The following is a 17,776-nucleotide window of genomic DNA, read 5'->3' on the forward strand; positions in this document are numbered from 1 at the left end:
GAAGAAGAAAGGCTTCTTTAATACTTCATCAAGAAGTATATATCTTAAAGCTATTCGCTATAATTTCATCAAAGAACGTTTGTCATTGTTGACATTACAAATATCGTTGGGTTAATGCGCAGGGAATTTGCGTAAGAAAAAAAAGAAGTAAAAAAAATATAGAGAAAATATAAAATGCTGTTATACAGCAATTAAAAATAAATAATTAGCATCAGAAAGAAGCAAGGGACTCTTAACTACGCAGATGTATTGCGTTTATACGCCACACGATCGGCACACAGAGCTTTGCTTTATTTCAACAGAATGGGAAATAGGATTTTTTGGCAAATATGCTGTAGAAATATAGCGGTAATCCGTGATCGTGTTATGGGATTTATATCCTAATTTTACACCCAAATAAAAGACGATATCAAAAGATGAAAAGTTTGTATGCAACAATACTGCTGTTTTACATGCTAGCGAGCTGTATAAATCCAACGAAAAACCATAAAAGCACTGCAGTGGAACATCCTGCAAAGCAGGTTTTAATCAACGACGGCACAGGCACAGCGAAGCAAAACACGACAATTGCTCAGCATCAGCAAGCGGAAGATTGGTTAAAAGAGATTTTTAAATGTAAAAGTTCTGTATCCGGCAAATATTGTTACTATCTGGACAAAGAAGATGCCTTATGTACCAAACGCTTTCAGGCGTTCTTAAAAGATGCCAATGAAATTTACGGGCCATCTAACCTCACAGATGAAGAACTGCCCAAAGCTGAAGCAGCTTACAAAGCTAAATGGGAAAAAATCTATCCCTTATATACAGCGGAAACCTGGTTATTTGGAAGAGGTAATGACGACGCATTGGATATCAAGGATGTTAAAATCGACAAAATAACGGAGAGCAAGTTTATCGTATTTATTGATTACGGCGATAATATCCGAACCAAAAACGAGGTTCAATTGGTCCATGAGCAAGGTTCTTATAAAATAGACTACTGCAAGACGACTTTCCTACATTAACCGTAATCCCTCCTAAAAAATGAGCATGCCAATTCCCCAGACGATAAATTGGCATGTCAAATGTTCTTATTATGTGCTATTTTAATCAAGCTGTGAACTATTGTTCCATTTGACGAGATTTCCCTGATGAATAAGCCCATGGACGGTCGAGATCCGAGAAACTGCTTCTGCTGAACAACTCGCGTCGACAAAAAGAAGGCTAGCATCATCTCCTACTTTCGGCCATACCGAATTCCCGTGGTCATCAAGCGGGATTTTGCCATTGGTCGCATAACGAAGGCAACGAGATAGCTCGAATTCAGTTTCATAACCATATAATTGCGCGGCTAGATTGGCTTTCTGAAGCATATTACCACTACCAAAAGTACCCCAATGATCCTGAACATTGTCGTTCCCCACAAAAACTTCCACTCCCGCCTTTTTCAGTTCCCGAAATGGCATCAACATATTGCGGAAAGGAACCGAACTGCATATACCGACTTTCGCTTCTGCCAGTCGTTCGGCCATGTGTTCTAAGTCTTTTTTCGGCAGGTAGCCTAAGGCGAAAGCATGACTGATAAATGTGCGTCCCTGTAATGCGGGGTTTTCCAATGCTTTATCAATCAAATATTCCATAGTCTTAACACCTGATTCTCCACCTTCATGCAAGTGGATATCGATTCCCTTGTTATTGTCCAATGCAAGTCGAACCGTCAAGTCCATCGGTTTCTCGATACTGCCGTCAATACTAAAGGGATCCAAACCACCGATAAAATCCACCTGTTCCCATTTTGCAACTTCCTCCAATAACTTCGCGGATTCTGTATAGAATAGACCATGTTGGGGGAATGCGACCAGTTCTGCAGCAAAGGAATACTTTAAATGTTCCAGTGCCTGTAACAGATGTTCCAATGACTTCGTCCCCGATGTTGGGTCTACATTAAAATGTGTACGCGCAAAATTAGTTCCGTAGCCCTGCAATAGCGCAATCAATTTTTCGGCCCGTTCAACAGACGTTTTCAACAATTCAGGAATAATCACCTGTTCCTTGGCAATCATATCTTTTACAGTCCTGTTTTTTGGAAATACCGCCTTCCAGGGCAGGCCGTATAAAGTTTTATCCAAATGAATGTGCATGTCACGGAATGGCGGTAAGGCCAATTTACCTTTCATGTCAAAGCCTTTTCCGTCAATCCCCGATTGCGCTGGCTCTATATTTTTTATTTTATTTGCCTCGATTTGAATATCAAATAATGCCGTTTTCGTAGCAACAATTTCTTCCTTCTCATAAAGAAAGCCTATTTCTAGCAATACGTTCCTCAACAAATAAGTATCTTGATTTTGATTGATTTCATTCATGCTTAAATCATTTTCACCAAAGCTAAGTGATTTGGGACAATGATCGTTGTATGAATTATCACAGCTTGTGTAGAAATTATGGCTGCGCTTTAAACTGACTTGGTGTCATATTTGTATGGCATTTAAAAAACTTGCTGAAGCTTGCATTATCGTAAAATCCCAGATCAAAGACAATAGCTTTGATCGTTTTATCCGAAATTTTAAGCAAGCGCTTTGCTTCCAATAACACGCGTTCCTGAATCAAAAATGAAGCTGACTTGTGTAACACCCGATTACTTAACACATTCAGATAGTTTGCGGATATATTTAGCTTCTCGGCATAAAAAGCAACGGATTTTTCACTTTTATACCATTCATCGATAAGCTGAACAAATTTTGCCACAATCGGATTATCCTGAGGTTGTTCATAATCATGATAATTATCCTGAACGATCTTGCTAATCAGAAGGGCGATTACTTTAACCCGCGCGTAAATCAATTCCCATAGGATATGGTCGTCCGCTAGATCAGCTGCAATTGCTTTAAATTCTGCCAATAGCGACTGAAAGTGGATCACTGAAAGATCAATGACCAAATGCTTTAGATAATAAGAAATAGGAAATCGCAATGCAGGTAATAAGCTTTCGAACCAACGTCTGCTGATCATGAGCTGCAATGCATGGGTCGAGTCGTCCATCTTCCACTGATGTACCTGACCTGGAAAAACGAGATGTAATTGATTACATCCAAGCGTAAAGTGATCGAAGTCTATGGTATGCGTACCTACAGACTCTTCAAATAATAAGAGAATAAAAAAATCATGTTTATGCGGTTCATTAATTTCCCGAGGACCAATAAGTTCGTGAAAAAGCAGGTCACAATCCGCAATAATCCCTTCCTGGAATTTTTGCAGATCTAGTATTGGAAAATGGTCGTTGGGTTGATACATAAACAGTATTCCAAAGATAGTATCTAAATATTAAAACAAAAAACAAAAGCTAGTGAGAGCTGGTAACAATACTAAAAATTACTTCCAACTTATGACCAGCTTCGTACTGTAAACACAGTGAGTCCACAGTAAGTCCACGTTGAGTCCACATTTTTTATGTGCAATTACCGTGGCTTCATCATATAGACATACTGCTTACAGTCCGAAGTTGATTACTAATAGGCTATCATTTTTTCTAACGAAGCCCTTAAGCTTGCCCGCAATTATTGACAGAAATTGTTACGATTATCATTATTGATTAATATCAAAAAAACGTTACTTTGAAATAGTTTATAGGGTCTGATTTAGGTCGAATGCCTATGCCTCATTTCCAACTTTAAGATCGAAACATGCAAATTGAAATAGGGAGTATATTTTACGAAATAGTACTTTGGAATAAAGATTACATCCAGATTCTAGGTAGTTCATCACCCTATCGTGTATACGCTCCAGCGCATTGCGATGTTGCTTTCCTCAAAGAGTACATTAAGCTAAATCCTCCAGAAAATAAATCGGAAGATTCATCCTATTCCTATCTGGAAGATCCCTACTACCTATTTGGAAAACCTTATTTGGTCAAGATTTATCCGTCCGCAATGCTACCAACTGTTGAATTGACAGCAACGAGCATATGTGTATATCAAAAGAAGAACACAAATACCTTGAACTTACTGTACAAATGGTGCCAGGAATTACTCTACCATGAAGTCGTCAAGCAAATTGCTTACTGGGAGGAGCAATTGGATATATATGATGTGGCAACAGTGACCATCCGAAAACTACCCAAAAGTGATTTTAGAATCGTTGAAGGTGGATTTCAATTTTCAAATCGACTCATAGATTTTAAAAAAGAACACATCAATCTAATTATTCTAAAGGCTTTCTGTAAATTTGCGGATAAGACCCGAAAGGAAACAGAAGCAATTTTCAATCTATATATCCCAAACTGGAGAGATCTTTATTAGCACACTATAATAAAATGGCAGAAATTAGCATCAGAATAGCGATAGAAAAAGACAGTTTAATCATACCGTTCACCGATCAAGAGCTCCTACCATTCGTCGACAAACATCAGAAAGAAATCAATGATTACGTTATCGATCAATTGGAAGATAAAGATGGCGGCCCGCATTTAAGTGACTTTAGCGTCAGCAGGCTGACTTTTTTTGCTGATCAGACAGGCGGCTCTTTTAGACTTCATTTTAAAATTGACCGTCAATTTTGCTGCAGTGATCTTTTATCTTGTCAAACGGATTATATAGACTTTAAATTCAATAAATCGAACAATACAATCACATTAACAGGAGGTTATATATCTTGGACAACTCAATAAAAGAGAGGCGAATACCCGAGCGTTATCAAGTTAATACAAGTTCATTTTCTTTCTATTGGTCGAGAGGTCTTGGCGTGGAATTGCTTCGCAAATTGCCGACTAAACCTTCGATCGCTGCTGCCGATCAATTTGTACCTTTACTCGATCAATTTGACAATAGCTGCGACCAGCTTGTCGAACAGCTCCACCTAAAAATTGGTTTCCCTCAAGGTCAACAACTGCTTAAAGATGCACTTGCAGGAAAGCCTATTGATGCAGCATACGAACCCATATTGCAGAATTTTCTACAGACATTGGATCTCAGTCCCTCTTGGTTAGATTGGGATAAAATAGAGCAAGGCATTGGCCTCAGCCAACGTTCGGGCTTATCAGGACTTGTCGTATTACGGGACTATGTCCTCATGGGGGGCTATGAATCCAGTGCCATCAATAAACCCCTAATTTTTACAGGTGCGTTAAAAAAAGGTGCTGTCAAAAGGCTCACCGAAACGGTCACCTTTTGGGTTGACGTCACAGGTAACAATGCACTGAAAAAGGGTAATATCGGCATTGAGGCCATCCTACTTACCCGATGTATCCATTCGTATGCTCGGTTAAATATTCTAAAGCACGGTCAGTGGCAAACAGAAAAATGGGGCATCCCTTTAAACACTTGGGATATGCTTGCGACCAACCTCGGATTCTCTCTTGTTTATCTAACAGGGCTAAAACGCATGAAATTCAATATATTGAAAAGCGAGGTTGATGGTTTATTCCATGTTTGGAAATTTATCGGGACATTGCTGGGCATTCCCACGCAATTGCTACCCGACACCGAGGAGCAAGCTATTGAAGCGTTGTATTATTGGACGATGACCCAACAATCAGGAGATCAGGATAGTTTAGCCTTAGCAAAAGCGCTCATGGAAGAGCCCATTAAAGCAGCCTACCCCACAAACAAATGGGGACGAAAGCTTATGCGTGAAATTCATCTCTACTACAATCATTATCTATTGGGAGACTATTCGTGTTCATTACTTGGTTTAAGGAAAACGGTACTCGGTAAAATCGCTTATGTGAATATCTTAAAAAATAAAAAAGCAAATCATATGATCACCGACAGCCTATGGCGACAACAACAGATTGACAAAGGAAGAAAGATACACGAGGGTGTGAAACAAATCTATCTGAAATACAATTAACCAACATTGCGCTCGTAAGGCACCCGTGTCGCAATGGACCGTCCTAAGGTCAGTTCATCCACATATTCCAATTCACCACCAAAGGCTATACCGCGGGCAATGGTTGTAATTTTAACATCAAACTCACGCAATTTGCGATATAAATAAAAAATGGTGGTATCCCCTTCCATTGTTGCTGAAAGTGCCAGAATAACTTCTTCCACCTCACCTCTTTGAATTCGATTGAGTAATCCCTCAATTTTTAGATCCGCAGGACCAATACCGTCCATTGGCGAAATTAACCCACCCAATACATGATATACACCTTGATAGGAATTTGTATTTTCAATGGCCATCACATCACGTGTATCTTCCACAACACAAATCAAGCTTTTATCACGTTTAAAGGAGGCACATATCTCACATATACTGTGATCCGAAATATTGAAACATTCCTGGCAATACTGAATATCTTCTTTCAAGCGATCAATAGCGGCTGTAAAACGGGCTACATCCGCATCGGATTGCTTCAGCAGATGCAAAACCAGTCGTAATGCTGTCTTTTGCCCTACGCCTGGTAGTTTTCCAAATTCAGCGACGGCATTCTCAAGAAGTTTAGAAGAAAAATTCATAATGCAAATGTAAGAATAATCAGAAAAAGTAGCTACTATTAAAAAAATAGCTATATTGTATTCCTTTTTGAAAAATTGGAATTTAGAATTAAATGTATAACGTTATATATGGACATTACAAAAGAAGATAAAATTATCCGCGCATTTGAAAACAAAACATGGCAGGAAATTAAAGTTAAGGACTCATGGCAGATTTTTAAAGTGATGTCAGAGTTTGTGGACGGATTTGAGAAATTGGCAAAAATTGGTCCCTGTGTATCGATATTTGGATCGGCACGTACGCCACGTGAACACAAATATTATCAAATGGCGGTCGATATTGCCAGTTTATTGACAGAACGCGGTTATGGTATTATCTCGGGCGGTGGACCTGGAATTATGGAAGCAGCCAATAAAGGTGCTTATGAATCCGGAGGAAAGTCTGTTGGTCTAAATATTGAATTACCATTTGAGCAGTTTCACAACAAATATATTGATCGCGACAAACTACTTGAATTCAAGTACTTTTTCGTCAGAAAAGTGATGTTCATGAAGTATTCTCAGGGTTATATTGTTATGCCAGGAGGCTTTGGAACCATGGATGAGCTTTTTGAAGCAATCACATTGATTCAAACCGGCAAAATTGCACGTTTTCCGATCGTGTTGGTTGGCTCTGAATATTGGAAAGGGTTGATGGACTGGGTTCAGAATACAATGATTCCTAACAAATATATCAGCGAAGAAGATTTGAAACTATACCGTATTGTCGATACTGCCGAAGAGGCTGCGGATCATATTTTCCGATTCTACGACAAATACTTGTTGAAACCAAACTTCTAAGAAGTACCCGTAAAAAAAGAGTACCTGAATCAACAGATACTCTTTTTTTTTGCCTATTTGCCCTCCCCTTGGTCTTTGTAAAATAGGTATTTAGCTGTTCAAAACCAGCTTTTACAGATTAAAGTTGCATTATTGCTAATTTAGTCCCTACATTTATAGCGCGATTCGCATTACACGTCGTTAACCGTAGAAAAACAAATTATTGTCTTGCATGAAAGATTTTGGAGGCCATTCAGATGAAGAGTTGATTGTATTGGTTCAACAAGACGATAGCTTAGCTTTCGAAGCTTTGTATGATCGCTATTGGAAAAAGCTTTATTACCAGGCTGCGCGCAAAACAAATTCGCTGGAAGACGCGCAGGAAATCGTACAAAACATCTTTACTTCGCTTTGGCTGAGACGCCATCAACTCCAAATTGAAAGCAATCTCGCCTCCTACCTCGCTGTGGCCGTTAAATACAAAGTCTTTAAATATCTGGCGCAACAATACAAGCAGGAAGCTTTTAAACACGATACGGAATGGGCCGATTTCGATAACTCGACGGAAGATTGGCTTCAGTTTGAAGAACTTCGAGTTCGGCTGGATCAGCTTGTTTCGGAACTGCCCGAAAAATGCCAGCTTGTTTTCAAATTATCCCGCGAAGAAGGACTCACTTATAAACAGATCGCTGAGCACATGAACATCTCTGTGAAAACGGTCGAAACCCAATTAAGCCGTGCCTTAAAAAAAATACGCGCTGGTATTCAGCGCTTTCTGATTACTTTGTGATTTTTTTTCTCTTCTTGTCAGGGTATCAACCCAATCTAGGGACTCTATATATAAATAACCCCTAAATATGGTTGATCATAATCAATTCCGGATAAAGCAATTGGCTTACAAATGGCTTCAAGGCACATGTACCCCTGAAGAGGAAGCCGAATTGCAAGAGTGGTATGAAACAAGTAATGGCGAACCTCTCTCTATTCCTGAGGGGCTGGCAACCGATGAACAACAACTCAAAGAGCTGTTATTTTCCAATATAAAGCAGGAAATCCAAGCGTCAAAAATCAGGCGAATTCCGCAACGGGTGAAGTTGGGTGGAATAGCTGCTGCTTTGGCACTGTTGTTTATATTACCCCTTTACCTTGTTAAAAGAACATCTGGAGATAGCCAGCGGGTAGCCGTGAAGATGCAACAACAGGTTCACCCGGGCATTAAGGCGGCCGTATTAACTTTAGCCGATGGAACTAAAATTGATCTTTCTGCCCAGCAACAGCGCGTCCTCCATCAGGATGAACAGGTGAAAGTAATTACCACTGCTTCCGGAACCGTGCAATATCAATTTACAGCCAGCAGGAATACTGCTACAAGCCGTACCAATACCATTGAAACCCCGATTGGAACAGAGTATACGATCATTTTGGCCGATGGCAGTAAGGTGTGGCTAAATGCTGGATCCGTGCTGACGTTTCCTGAATCTTTTGCGTCGAATAGCCGGGAAGTAAAATTATCTGGGGAGGGCTATTTTGAGGTCAGCCACGATAGCAAGCGCCCCTTCTATGTGCGATCCAACGAACAGACCATTCGTGTATTCGGAACCCATTTTAATGTACGCTCTTATCCAAATGAAAACAATAAAACCACACTTATAGCCGGTTCTGTACAAGTCTCGCAATTCGGTAAGTCAAAAATGCTGAAACCTGGTCAAGCAGCATTTACCACTGGCGGGAATCTTATCGTAGCAGAAGCCAATATCGAAGAAGCAATGGCCTGGAAAAATGGTTTTTTCTATTTCGAATCGACACCCATTAAAGATGCGCTTGCCGCCATAAAACGCTGGTATAATGTGGATATCGTGTATAAAGGAACAAATGAAAAGCGTGAACTGACAGGTAAGATAAAACGCAATTCAACTGCCCAGCAACTGGTTGAGACCCTCAACTTTCTGGATATAAAATGCCGATTGGAAAACAATAAAATTGAAGTTGAACTCTAAATTATCTAATATAAAACAAACTTACCCAACTAATTATGTATAAACTTAAAACCATCCAAGGGGCTGGTAAAAAGGCAAAACTATTTGCTGCTTTACTTGCTATCCAATGCGTTTCCCATGCAAATAATTTGGCGATGGCGAATGTAAACCAATCTAAAATCAAGTTACAAGACAAGGAATACACTTTGGCAAAGTTTGCTAAAGAAATCGAGCGTCAGAGTTCTTATGTGTTCCTGTACGATAACTCACAGATAAATGATAACCAAAAAATCCGCATAAACCATAAAGATGGTTCTATTGTTGAAATTCTGGATGACAACCTGAAAGAACTGTCGTATTCATACAAAATTGTCAATAACACCATTGTCCTAAAAAGGAAAATAGATGACATACCTTTAAGAAACACGATCAATATACAACAGCTTGTCAAAGGGCGCGTTACCGATGGCGACGGTAAAGCATTAACAGGAGTCACCATCCGCAATACAACAACAGGTAAACAAACGGAAACAGACAGTAAAGGTGAGTTTTCTATTGAAGCGACTACTACCCATCAACTCAGCTTTAGTTCAATAGGTTATGAGACTATCAGTAGTACGGTAGGTTCCAATAGTTACCTCAATATACAGCTAAAAACTGCCAACAACCAACTGGAACAGATCGTTGTGGTCGGTTTTGGAACACAGAAGAAAAAAGACATCACGGGAGCCATTGCAACCATGAGTACAAAAGATATTGAAGATCGCCCTGTGACCCAATTAGCGAGTGCTATGGAGGGCAAAATGGCGGGGGTGGAAATTGTAAAATCTTCCGGACAACCTCAAGCTGGCTTCTCTATTCGCGTTCGCGGAACTTCAACAATTACTGCAGGTAGCAATCCATTATACATTGTAGATGGTGTTCCTACTGAAAACATATCGGAGCTCAATCCATCCGATATTCAAAGCATTTCTGTATTAAAGGATGCTGCTTCAGCCGCTGTCTATGGATCTTCTGGCGCAAATGGCGTTGTATTGATTACAACCAAAAGAGGAACAAACGGTAAGACACAGGTAAATTTCGAAACCTATCAAGGATTTTCAGCCATCAGAAAAAAGCCTAGTGTTCTAAATGCGGCACAATATAGAGAATTAATGACTGAGATGGGAGAAGCCTTGGATTGGTCGAAATATACCGCTGATACAAACTGGCCAGATCAGCTATTCCGCACCGGTCACAGCCAAAAATACCAGGCTTCAGTACGCGGTGGAGATGAAAAGACAGGGTTTTACATCTCGGGATCTTATCAAAAAGATAATGGTACGGTCATCACAAATACAGTAAACAAGGTCAATTTCAAGATTAATTTGGATCATCAGATCAATAAAATCTTTAAGGTGGGGACCAGCTTATCGTACAACCGTTGGTACGACGTGGACATTACCGAGAACTCCCGAAATGGAGTCATCATGAACGCTTATCTGGGCTCTCCAGTAATCGGCATATATGGCGATAAAGGTGCTTTCACAGTGGATCCATTCTATACAGATCTTGACAACCCCGTTGCATTGGCAACAGGTAACGAGCACAGCTATATCAACAACAGATTTACAGGAAATGCCTTTGTGGAAGCCAATATCCTACCTGGACTAAAATTCAAATCGCTGTTTGGGTATGAGAAATTTAACAACCAGTACCGCAGTTTCGTAGATCCTTTTCGTACAACGGAAGGTCGAAAATATAAGGGTATGGCAACGCTCCAGCAGCAGGACAATCAGTATTGGATGTCCGAAAATACATTAAACTATAATAGAACCTTTAGTGACAAGCACCACTTTACAGGCTTATTAGGCTACATTACAACGAAAACACAAACAACAACCTCGAATATTGCTACGCAAAATTTTGCTAATCCAGCAATCCATACCGTCAATGGAGGTTCGATGATCACAGCGATGCCTACGGCAGTAGACGCCGCTGTATCCACTGTATCTGGCATCGCAAAAATTGGTTATGATTATAACGACAAGTACCTATTTACAGCAAATCTGCGGGCTGACGCATCATCTGTATTTGGCCCAAATAACCGGTGGGGCTACTTCCCTTCTTTCTCTGCCGGTTGGCGTTTATCCAATGAAGATTTCTTCAGTTCGCTGAAAAACACCATAAACGATTTGAAAATCCGTGCGAGTTGGGGTAAAGTTGGAAATAGCCAAATTCCGGCCTTTTCCTATCTCGGTTTAGTCGACGTGACAGGATCATATAACATCGGCGACCAAGTTGTACCCGGTTATACGCCTGCTACCCTGGACAATCCCAATTTAAAATGGGAAACAACAAATCAGACCGATATTGGTGTGGATGCCAGTTTCTTTAATTCGAGATTGATATTTGGTGCAGATTATTATGCAAAAAGGACTGTAGGCCTACTTCTCAACTCAAGGGTTCCGTACAGTTCGGGCTATAGAACTGCGCTGAAAAACCTCGGCGACCTACAAAATAGAGGTTTCGAATTCGAATTGAGTAGCCGAAATTTCGTTCACGATTTCAAATGGAATACAACTGTGACCTTTGGGCTCAATCGCAATAAAGTCCTGAATATTGATGGCGGAACCTATTATGACGGAAATATCGATGGTCGGGGTAATAGTACGATTGCAAAAGAAGGCGTTGCATTGGGGTCCTTCTGGGGCTATATCGCAAAAGGCGTCAATCCAGAGACCGGAGATATGATCTATCAGATGGCTGATCCGGAAGCAGGTCTTCAAACGAGTGATATGGCTATCATCGGGAATGCTACACCAAAATTCTCTTATGGCATTACCAATGATTTCAGCTATAAGAACTTCAACTTTTCCTTTTTCTTACAGGGGGTACAGGGAAATGATATCCTTAATGCGACGCGCATTTATACAGAAGGTATGTGGGAACCGAGAAACCAAAGTGTTGCCGTGTTAAACAGATGGACTGTTGATAACAAAAATAGTACTATGCCACGTCCAGATCTAAACAATACAGATGACAACTACAATTCACAAATTTCCTCCCGTTTTGTAGAGAAAGGTTCCTACCTCAGGGCAAAATCGATGACCTTGGCCTATACGCTACCTAAACAAGTGCTTGAAAGATGGAAGCTCAATAAGGTCCGTTTTTACGTGACGGGCGAGAATCTGTTAACATTCACCAAATACTCAGGTTTGGATCCTGAGGTAAGCATGTATGGGGGAACTAATCAGCAAACCGTGAGCTCCAATATGGCGCCCGGTATCGATTTTGGTACTTCGCCGCAGGCACGCACCTTTATTGTTGGTTTAAACCTAACTTTTTAACCTTTTAGCTTACAAAAAATGAAATCAACTAGATATACGTCATTAGCCATAGCCTTATTGACATCGCTTACTCTAAATTCCTGCAAAAAGTTTTTAGATCTTCAGCCTACCTCCACGGTAACGAGCGAAAATGCCTATCTCACAGGAGACAATATTGAGAAAGCATTAAACGGAGCCTATAATTCTTTTATAGGCAATGGCACTCGTCCAGGGAGCAATGCCAATTATTATCAATGGGAAATGATTCTGCAAACAGATATTCGCTCTGATAATGCCCATGCTGCCGGTGGTGGCGAAATAGATTTTGCACAAATTGACTATAATAACATCACCAATACCAATGAAATGGTACGCAGGGACTGGGAAGAACTGTATGGAGCAATCTCAAAATGCAATATCGTTATTGACAACGTTGATAAGGTCACAGATCCTACTTTTTCGGATGAAAGACGCAAACAAATTCTTGGAGAAGCTTCATTTTTAAGGGCCTTTCATTATTATCAATTGGTCAAGCTTTATGGTGGTGTGCCCTTGGAAAAACACTCCAACAGTACAGATGCAGAAGTATTACGCATCAAGCGATCAACTGTAGCCGAGGTTTATGATTTTATCGATTCGGATCTGCAAGTTGCTGCAAACAACCTACCCGATGGATGTGGGCAACCTTCCATTGACAAGGTCAGAGCAACAAAAGGGGCTGCAAATGCCTTACTGACCAAGATATGGGCACAACGCCCTGATCGGGATTACAATAAGGTATTGCAATACGCCAATGCAGTGATCACTGGAAAAGGTGGTTACCAGCTCCTTCAAAACTATGCGGATCTTTTTGACGGCAAACACAACTATAATAGTGAATCTATCATTGAGATTCCCTATATCGCCGGCAGTCCCAATCTAAGCTGCTGGGGTGGCGCATTCTTTTTCCCGGATCTTGATGAAAATGGCAAAATCAACGAAAACGAATGGCGCCGATATGGAACACCATCGAAAGATCTTGTCGAAGCTTATGACAATGCTGGCGACACCGAACGAAAGAACGCCAACATTTGGTTCTATTCAGTTCCTTGGGCGGATGAATTTTGGAATCCCTGCGGAGATGCTGCGACAGAAATCCCATTTAACGTAAAGCAAAAACATGCCAATAGCTTCCAAAGTGGCGATCATTTTTACCTTTTACGACTTGCGGACATCATTCTGCTCAAAGCAGAAGCTCAAAACGCACTGGGAAATACTTCAGGGGCAATAAATACCCTTAATGTCATCCGTCATCGCGCAGGGCTCGCCGATTTATCCGGTATCAGCTCCAGTGCCCTAAAGGCCATCATTCTCAACGAGCGCCGATTAGAACTAGCTTTCGAAGGGCAACGGTGGGATGATTTAAACCGTTATGGTGTCACAGTAGATGTGATGAATAAATTAAATGAAATCAAATTTACATGCGATAACGGCAAGCAGAGTAGCCCTACGTTGATTAAGTATAATTTTAACCAAAATAGCCTGCTCCTTCCAATACCATTATTGGAACTGCAGGCAAACCCGAGCCTGACTCAAAATCCAGGCTATTAATTAGACCAAGCATAGGCTGTTCAAAGGAGTATCCTTGAACAGCCTTTTTTACCAATACACTTTATTATGACTCGTTTTAAATCACTGGATATTTTCCGTGGGTTTACACTCGCGGCTATGATTCTCGTCAATAATCCTGGCAACTATCATCATGTGTTTCCTCAACTTGAACATTCCATCTGGCATGGATGCACGTTTACAGATCTCATATTTCCATTTTTTTTATTTGCTGTCGGAAACTCCATGGCATTTTCTTTAAAAAACAGCGACCAGTTAGCCCCCACACTATATTGGAATAAAATTCTCAAGAGAACAATCATACTTTTTCTACTTGGTCTGTTTTTAAATATTTTCCCCTTTGTGGAATGGAATAGTCTTCACCAGCTCGAGTGGATTCCCTTTGCCAAGTACAGGTATTTTGGGGTGCTGCAGCGTATTGCAATCTGCTATTTCAGCACGGCAATTATATTATACTATTTTAGAGATAAAGGTGCTGCAGTTATTAGTATCTTGCTCCTACCCATCTATTGGCTAATTTGCTATTACGGTAATCCAGCAGATGCCTATAGTCTGGATGGTTGGTTTGGAACGACACTGGATATCCGAATCTTTGGTGCATCCCACCTTTATCACGGCGAAGGAACAGCGTTTGATCCAGAGGATATCTGGAGCGTATTTCCAGCCATCAGTCAAACGATATTCGGATATATCACGGGAAAATACATTATTCAAAAACTGACAGGCAAAAGGGAGCTGATGACCCTATTTGTCGTAGGCCTGGTCTTTATTTTAATGGGCTATCTATGGTCATTTGCTTTTCCTATTAATAAGAAAATCTGGACCAGCAGTTACTGCGTATTCACAACGGGTATTGCCATCTCTTTTCTTGGTATATTAATCTATCTCATCGAATTTCAAAACATCAGAGGGATATTTTATACTGTCTTTGACGATTTTGGTAAGAATACACTATTTATTTATTGTCTTAGCGGACTAATCCCTACGATTTGTTCATTTATTCTCATTGGGGATAAACATCAAAACCTTTGGAACTTTAGCTATCATTTCCTGTTTGATGGTTGGCAAAACCAACAATTATCCTCCGCCCTATTTGCATTGCTATTTGTCGCTTTGAATTGGTTGATCGCCTATTATTTACGAAAGAAAAATATCTATATCAAAATCTAGGTCAAGGTATCTTTGGGTTAAAATAAGTGAATCTGAATTAGGAATAAAAAAAAGGGCCAAAGGCCCTTTTTATATATAAAGATATGGATAAGATATACCGCAGCTACTTTTAGAAAACGCCCCATCTTTGTTTTACTAATTCCGCTATTACAGTACGCTGACACTAAAGTAACTTAAACTAACTATAGAGAGAAAAAACTTAGGGGGACAAAAGGGGGACAAATATTAATCAATTGAAAACCAATAAATTGAAACACACACTTCAAATAAAAAAAAACACTGATTTATTTTGAATAATCAAAATAAAAGGAATACTTCACCTAAAATTCTTGTTCGGAAATATAAAAAAAAGAAAACCTGAGGTTGGGAGCCCCAGGTTTTTAACTAACCAATTATTAACCTAAATTATGAAAAGTCTTTTTTTAATATTCTACACAAAGAATATTTCAACTATTGGACCAAAATCGCGCGCGATTTGCGATTTCACATTTCTTTAACAGATTACTGAGATTGAAATGACTAAACGGAAAAAATTCCCAAAATATAAATTGAATATGCTATTAATAGAAATTAAAAAGACTATTCGGGGCCAATTTCTCGTAAGAGAAAGTAGGCTCTGCCGCAACGTCAGGTAAAATCTTTGATTTTGTTAAGAAATGTACTTTAGCGGGATGTCTTTCTGCTGCCATTTTGACCAATTCCATCATGTAGTGATTGCTCTGATATTTTTTAACTTGTCCTTTTATATCTTCAAACTCGTTGTACTGGCCGTATTGATCTATATATCCCATTCCATAAAAAACGCCATTTTCAATGACAATGCAGCTTTTTTCATCGGAATTACGTCCTTTATCGATCAATACAAAGGATGGTTGCTGTTTGAGCCAATCCTCAATACAACGTTCCACCCGGGTATTGTGTAGGTCTCGATCGGGCAATTCGGTCTTCTTGATGGATTTCGTAGACAAACTGGCGTGCCCAAACTGACAAAATTGCGGATTAATAGCGTCATGCTGAATAAAGCTTTGCAGCAACTGAATAGCGTCATATTCACGCTGAAACAGCTGAATACATGCTTGTCCCCTTGTCGTCTTCCCTATAGCCAGATGGAGATAGCCATTTTGGTCCTCATAAGAAAATAAACCGAATTTAGGCTCATACCGTTTAAGTGCCCTATTATATTTTGGCCAGAACTTTTTAATTTCCGCACATTCCAATAACAATGACATCAGCTCAGTTCCGCAGCACTCATAACTTATATGATGAATTTCTTTTAAGAAATGTTGCCTTTGCGCTTGAATATTATTCCCTGTAAAATGGGACAATACTCTTTTTTTTATATTTACAGCCTTGCCAACATAAATTACTTTTCCAGCTTTGTCATGAAAATAATAGACCCCGGGCTCATTGGGCAATTGTTCATATTCCAAGGGATTTAAATGCGGTGGAAAACGTTGGTCTAGCGCTTTATGTTTAATCATATCCTGAAATACCTGTTCGGTATCTAGCACTTTCAAATAAGCAAAGAGAATGGCTGTTGCATCGGCGTCGCCACCCGCACGGTGTCTATTTTCAATTGGGATATCTAAATAATCACATAGACGTCCCAAACTATAGGACAATAATCCGGGCTTGATTTTTCGGGCATAGCGTACTGTACATAATTTTATTGCTGACCACTCGAAGCCCGATTCCTGAAGCTGAAACCGAATGAATGAATAATCAAAGTTTACATTATGCGCAACAAAAATACGGTCTTTGAGCATTCCATAAATGTGTTCGGCAACTTGATCAAATAATGGAGCATCTTTCACCATATCATTGTCTATTCCCGTAAGCGCAAAAATTGAATTTGGAATTTCTTTCCCTGGATTAACCAAGGTCTCCCAACGTTCCAAAACCTGGTTACCATCATGAATAACAATGGCAACTTCGGTGATCCGGCTCGATTTTGCATGGCCACCTGTAGTCTCTATGTCCACAATGGCAAATTCTTGTCTTTTGCTTTGATTTACACTCATAACGCAAAGCAAACATACTAAAAATATTAGCTATTTAAAAGAATCACTGCAATTTTACAAAACACAAAAGCGAATTATGCCATCTAACTGGTAAAACAGCTGTTTTTCTCAACTAATGCCATGTTATATATTGCTGGATTTTGTTTATTTTGTACTTTTCTTAAATTAAATTCATGCTCATGGAAGTAATACAAAAAAATGACGATAAACATGGTAGCTTTGAGGTTATCGATCAGGGAAAGTCAGTTGCACAAATGACTTATACCTGGGCTGGTCCTACAAAATTCATTATAGACCATACGGAAGTAAGCTCTGAATATGCAGGAAAAGGGCTAGGAAAACAGCTATTGATGGCGGCAGTGACTTATGCACGTAAAGAAAATTTAAAAATTATGCCTTTATGTCCTTTTGCAAAATCAGTTTTTGATAAGGATCCGACATTAGCCGATGTACTTTTTTAA

At 39.8% G+C, this 17,776-nt stretch carries 15 protein-coding genes; 11 read left to right on the top strand and 4 right to left on the bottom strand.

The genetic code is table 11. The features are described 5' to 3' along the window. The first annotated feature begins 416 nt into the window (after nucleotides 1-416). On the top strand, nucleotides 417-1,004 hold the full coding sequence (locus B3600_RS02205; RefSeq protein ID WP_286751934.1) for a hypothetical protein: 588 nt from the start codon (nucleotides 417-419) through the stop codon (nucleotides 1,002-1,004). Nucleotides 1,005-1,085: 81 nt separating this feature from the next. Here the strand turns inward: B3600_RS02205 and B3600_RS02210 are convergent, their stop codons facing one another. Further along, nucleotides 1,086-2,342, bottom strand: a complete 1,257-nt coding sequence (locus B3600_RS02210; protein WP_286751935.1) for an amidohydrolase — start codon at nucleotides 2,340-2,342, stop codon at nucleotides 1,086-1,088. 76 nt (nucleotides 2,343-2,418) lie between these two features. Continuing rightward, the gene (locus B3600_RS02215) at nucleotides 2,419-3,270 is read right to left on the bottom strand and encodes an AraC family transcriptional regulator (RefSeq protein WP_286751936.1); all 852 of its coding nucleotides are present in this window, start codon (nucleotides 3,268-3,270) and stop codon (nucleotides 2,419-2,421) included. 389 nt (nucleotides 3,271-3,659) lie between these two features. On the opposite strand from B3600_RS02215, the gene B3600_RS02220 reads away from it, so the two are divergent. The 3 genes from B3600_RS02220 to B3600_RS02230 are packed head-to-tail and all read left to right on the top strand — an operon-like array spanning nucleotide 3,660 to nucleotide 5,823. Next, on the top strand, nucleotides 3,660-4,274 hold the full coding sequence (locus B3600_RS02220) for a hypothetical protein (RefSeq protein WP_070563987.1): 615 nt from the start codon (nucleotides 3,660-3,662) through the stop codon (nucleotides 4,272-4,274). 14 nt (nucleotides 4,275-4,288) lie between these two features. Continuing rightward, nucleotides 4,289-4,642, top strand: a complete 354-nt coding sequence (locus tag B3600_RS02225; RefSeq protein WP_046673481.1) for a hypothetical protein — start codon at nucleotides 4,289-4,291, stop codon at nucleotides 4,640-4,642. Next, nucleotides 4,627-5,823, top strand: a complete 1,197-nt coding sequence (locus B3600_RS02230) for an oxygenase MpaB family protein (RefSeq protein ID WP_236560205.1) — start codon at nucleotides 4,627-4,629, stop codon at nucleotides 5,821-5,823. The genes B3600_RS02225 and B3600_RS02230 overlap by 16 nt, the downstream gene beginning before the upstream one ends. Here B3600_RS02230 and recR read toward each other — a convergent pair. Then, the gene (gene recR, locus B3600_RS02235) at nucleotides 5,820-6,434 is read right to left on the bottom strand and encodes a recombination mediator RecR (RefSeq protein WP_046673482.1); all 615 of its coding nucleotides are present in this window, start codon (nucleotides 6,432-6,434) and stop codon (nucleotides 5,820-5,822) included. The two genes, B3600_RS02230 and recR, sit on opposite strands and share 4 nt — an antisense overlap. A 114-nt stretch (nucleotides 6,435-6,548) precedes the next feature. Here recR and B3600_RS02240 point away from each other — a divergent pair, with 114 nt between their 5' ends. The 6 genes from B3600_RS02240 (at nucleotide 6,549) to B3600_RS02265 (ending at nucleotide 15,294) form a co-directional block, all read left to right on the top strand. Continuing rightward, entirely contained in the window at nucleotides 6,549-7,253 is a 705-nt protein-coding gene (locus B3600_RS02240; protein ID WP_046673602.1) for a TIGR00730 family Rossman fold protein, read from the top strand. 211 nt (nucleotides 7,254-7,464) lie between these two features. After that, nucleotides 7,465-8,022 carry an RNA polymerase sigma-70 factor gene (locus B3600_RS02245; RefSeq protein ID WP_112374094.1) on the top strand — a complete coding sequence of 186 codons (558 nt, stop codon included), beginning with the start codon at nucleotides 7,465-7,467 and terminating at the stop codon, nucleotides 8,020-8,022. 67 nt (nucleotides 8,023-8,089) lie between these two features. After that, entirely contained in the window at nucleotides 8,090-9,229 is a 1,140-nt protein-coding gene (locus B3600_RS02250) for a FecR family protein (RefSeq protein WP_286751937.1), read from the top strand. Nucleotides 9,230-9,264: 35 nt separating this feature from the next. Beyond that, nucleotides 9,265-12,537, top strand: coding sequence for a TonB-dependent receptor (locus B3600_RS02255; protein WP_286751938.1), 3,273 nt, complete (start codon nucleotides 9,265-9,267; stop codon nucleotides 12,535-12,537). An 18-nt stretch (nucleotides 12,538-12,555) separates the two neighbouring features. After that, nucleotides 12,556-14,106: a RagB/SusD family nutrient uptake outer membrane protein gene (locus B3600_RS02260; RefSeq protein WP_286751939.1), complete on the top strand. Its 1,551-nt coding sequence runs from the start codon at nucleotides 12,556-12,558 to the stop codon at nucleotides 14,104-14,106. Nucleotides 14,107-14,172: 66 nt separating this feature from the next. Continuing rightward, on the top strand, nucleotides 14,173-15,294 hold the full coding sequence (locus B3600_RS02265) for an acyltransferase family protein (protein ID WP_286751940.1): 1,122 nt from the start codon (nucleotides 14,173-14,175) through the stop codon (nucleotides 15,292-15,294). A 560-nt stretch (nucleotides 15,295-15,854) separates the two neighbouring features. Here B3600_RS02265 and B3600_RS02270 read toward each other — a convergent pair. Then, complete coding sequence (locus B3600_RS02270; protein ID WP_286751941.1) at nucleotides 15,855-17,315, bottom strand: exonuclease domain-containing protein; 1,461 nt, start codon at nucleotides 17,313-17,315, stop codon at nucleotides 15,855-15,857. 179 nt (nucleotides 17,316-17,494) lie between these two features. Between B3600_RS02270 and B3600_RS02275 the strand changes: the two genes are divergently transcribed. Further along, nucleotides 17,495-17,776, top strand: a complete 282-nt coding sequence (locus B3600_RS02275; RefSeq protein WP_286751942.1) for a GNAT family N-acetyltransferase — start codon at nucleotides 17,495-17,497, stop codon at nucleotides 17,774-17,776.

The sequence above is a fragment of the Sphingobacterium sp. UBA2480 genome, assembly GCF_002341965.1.
Classification (GTDB): domain Bacteria; phylum Bacteroidota; class Bacteroidia; order Sphingobacteriales; family Sphingobacteriaceae; genus Sphingobacterium; species Sphingobacterium multivorum.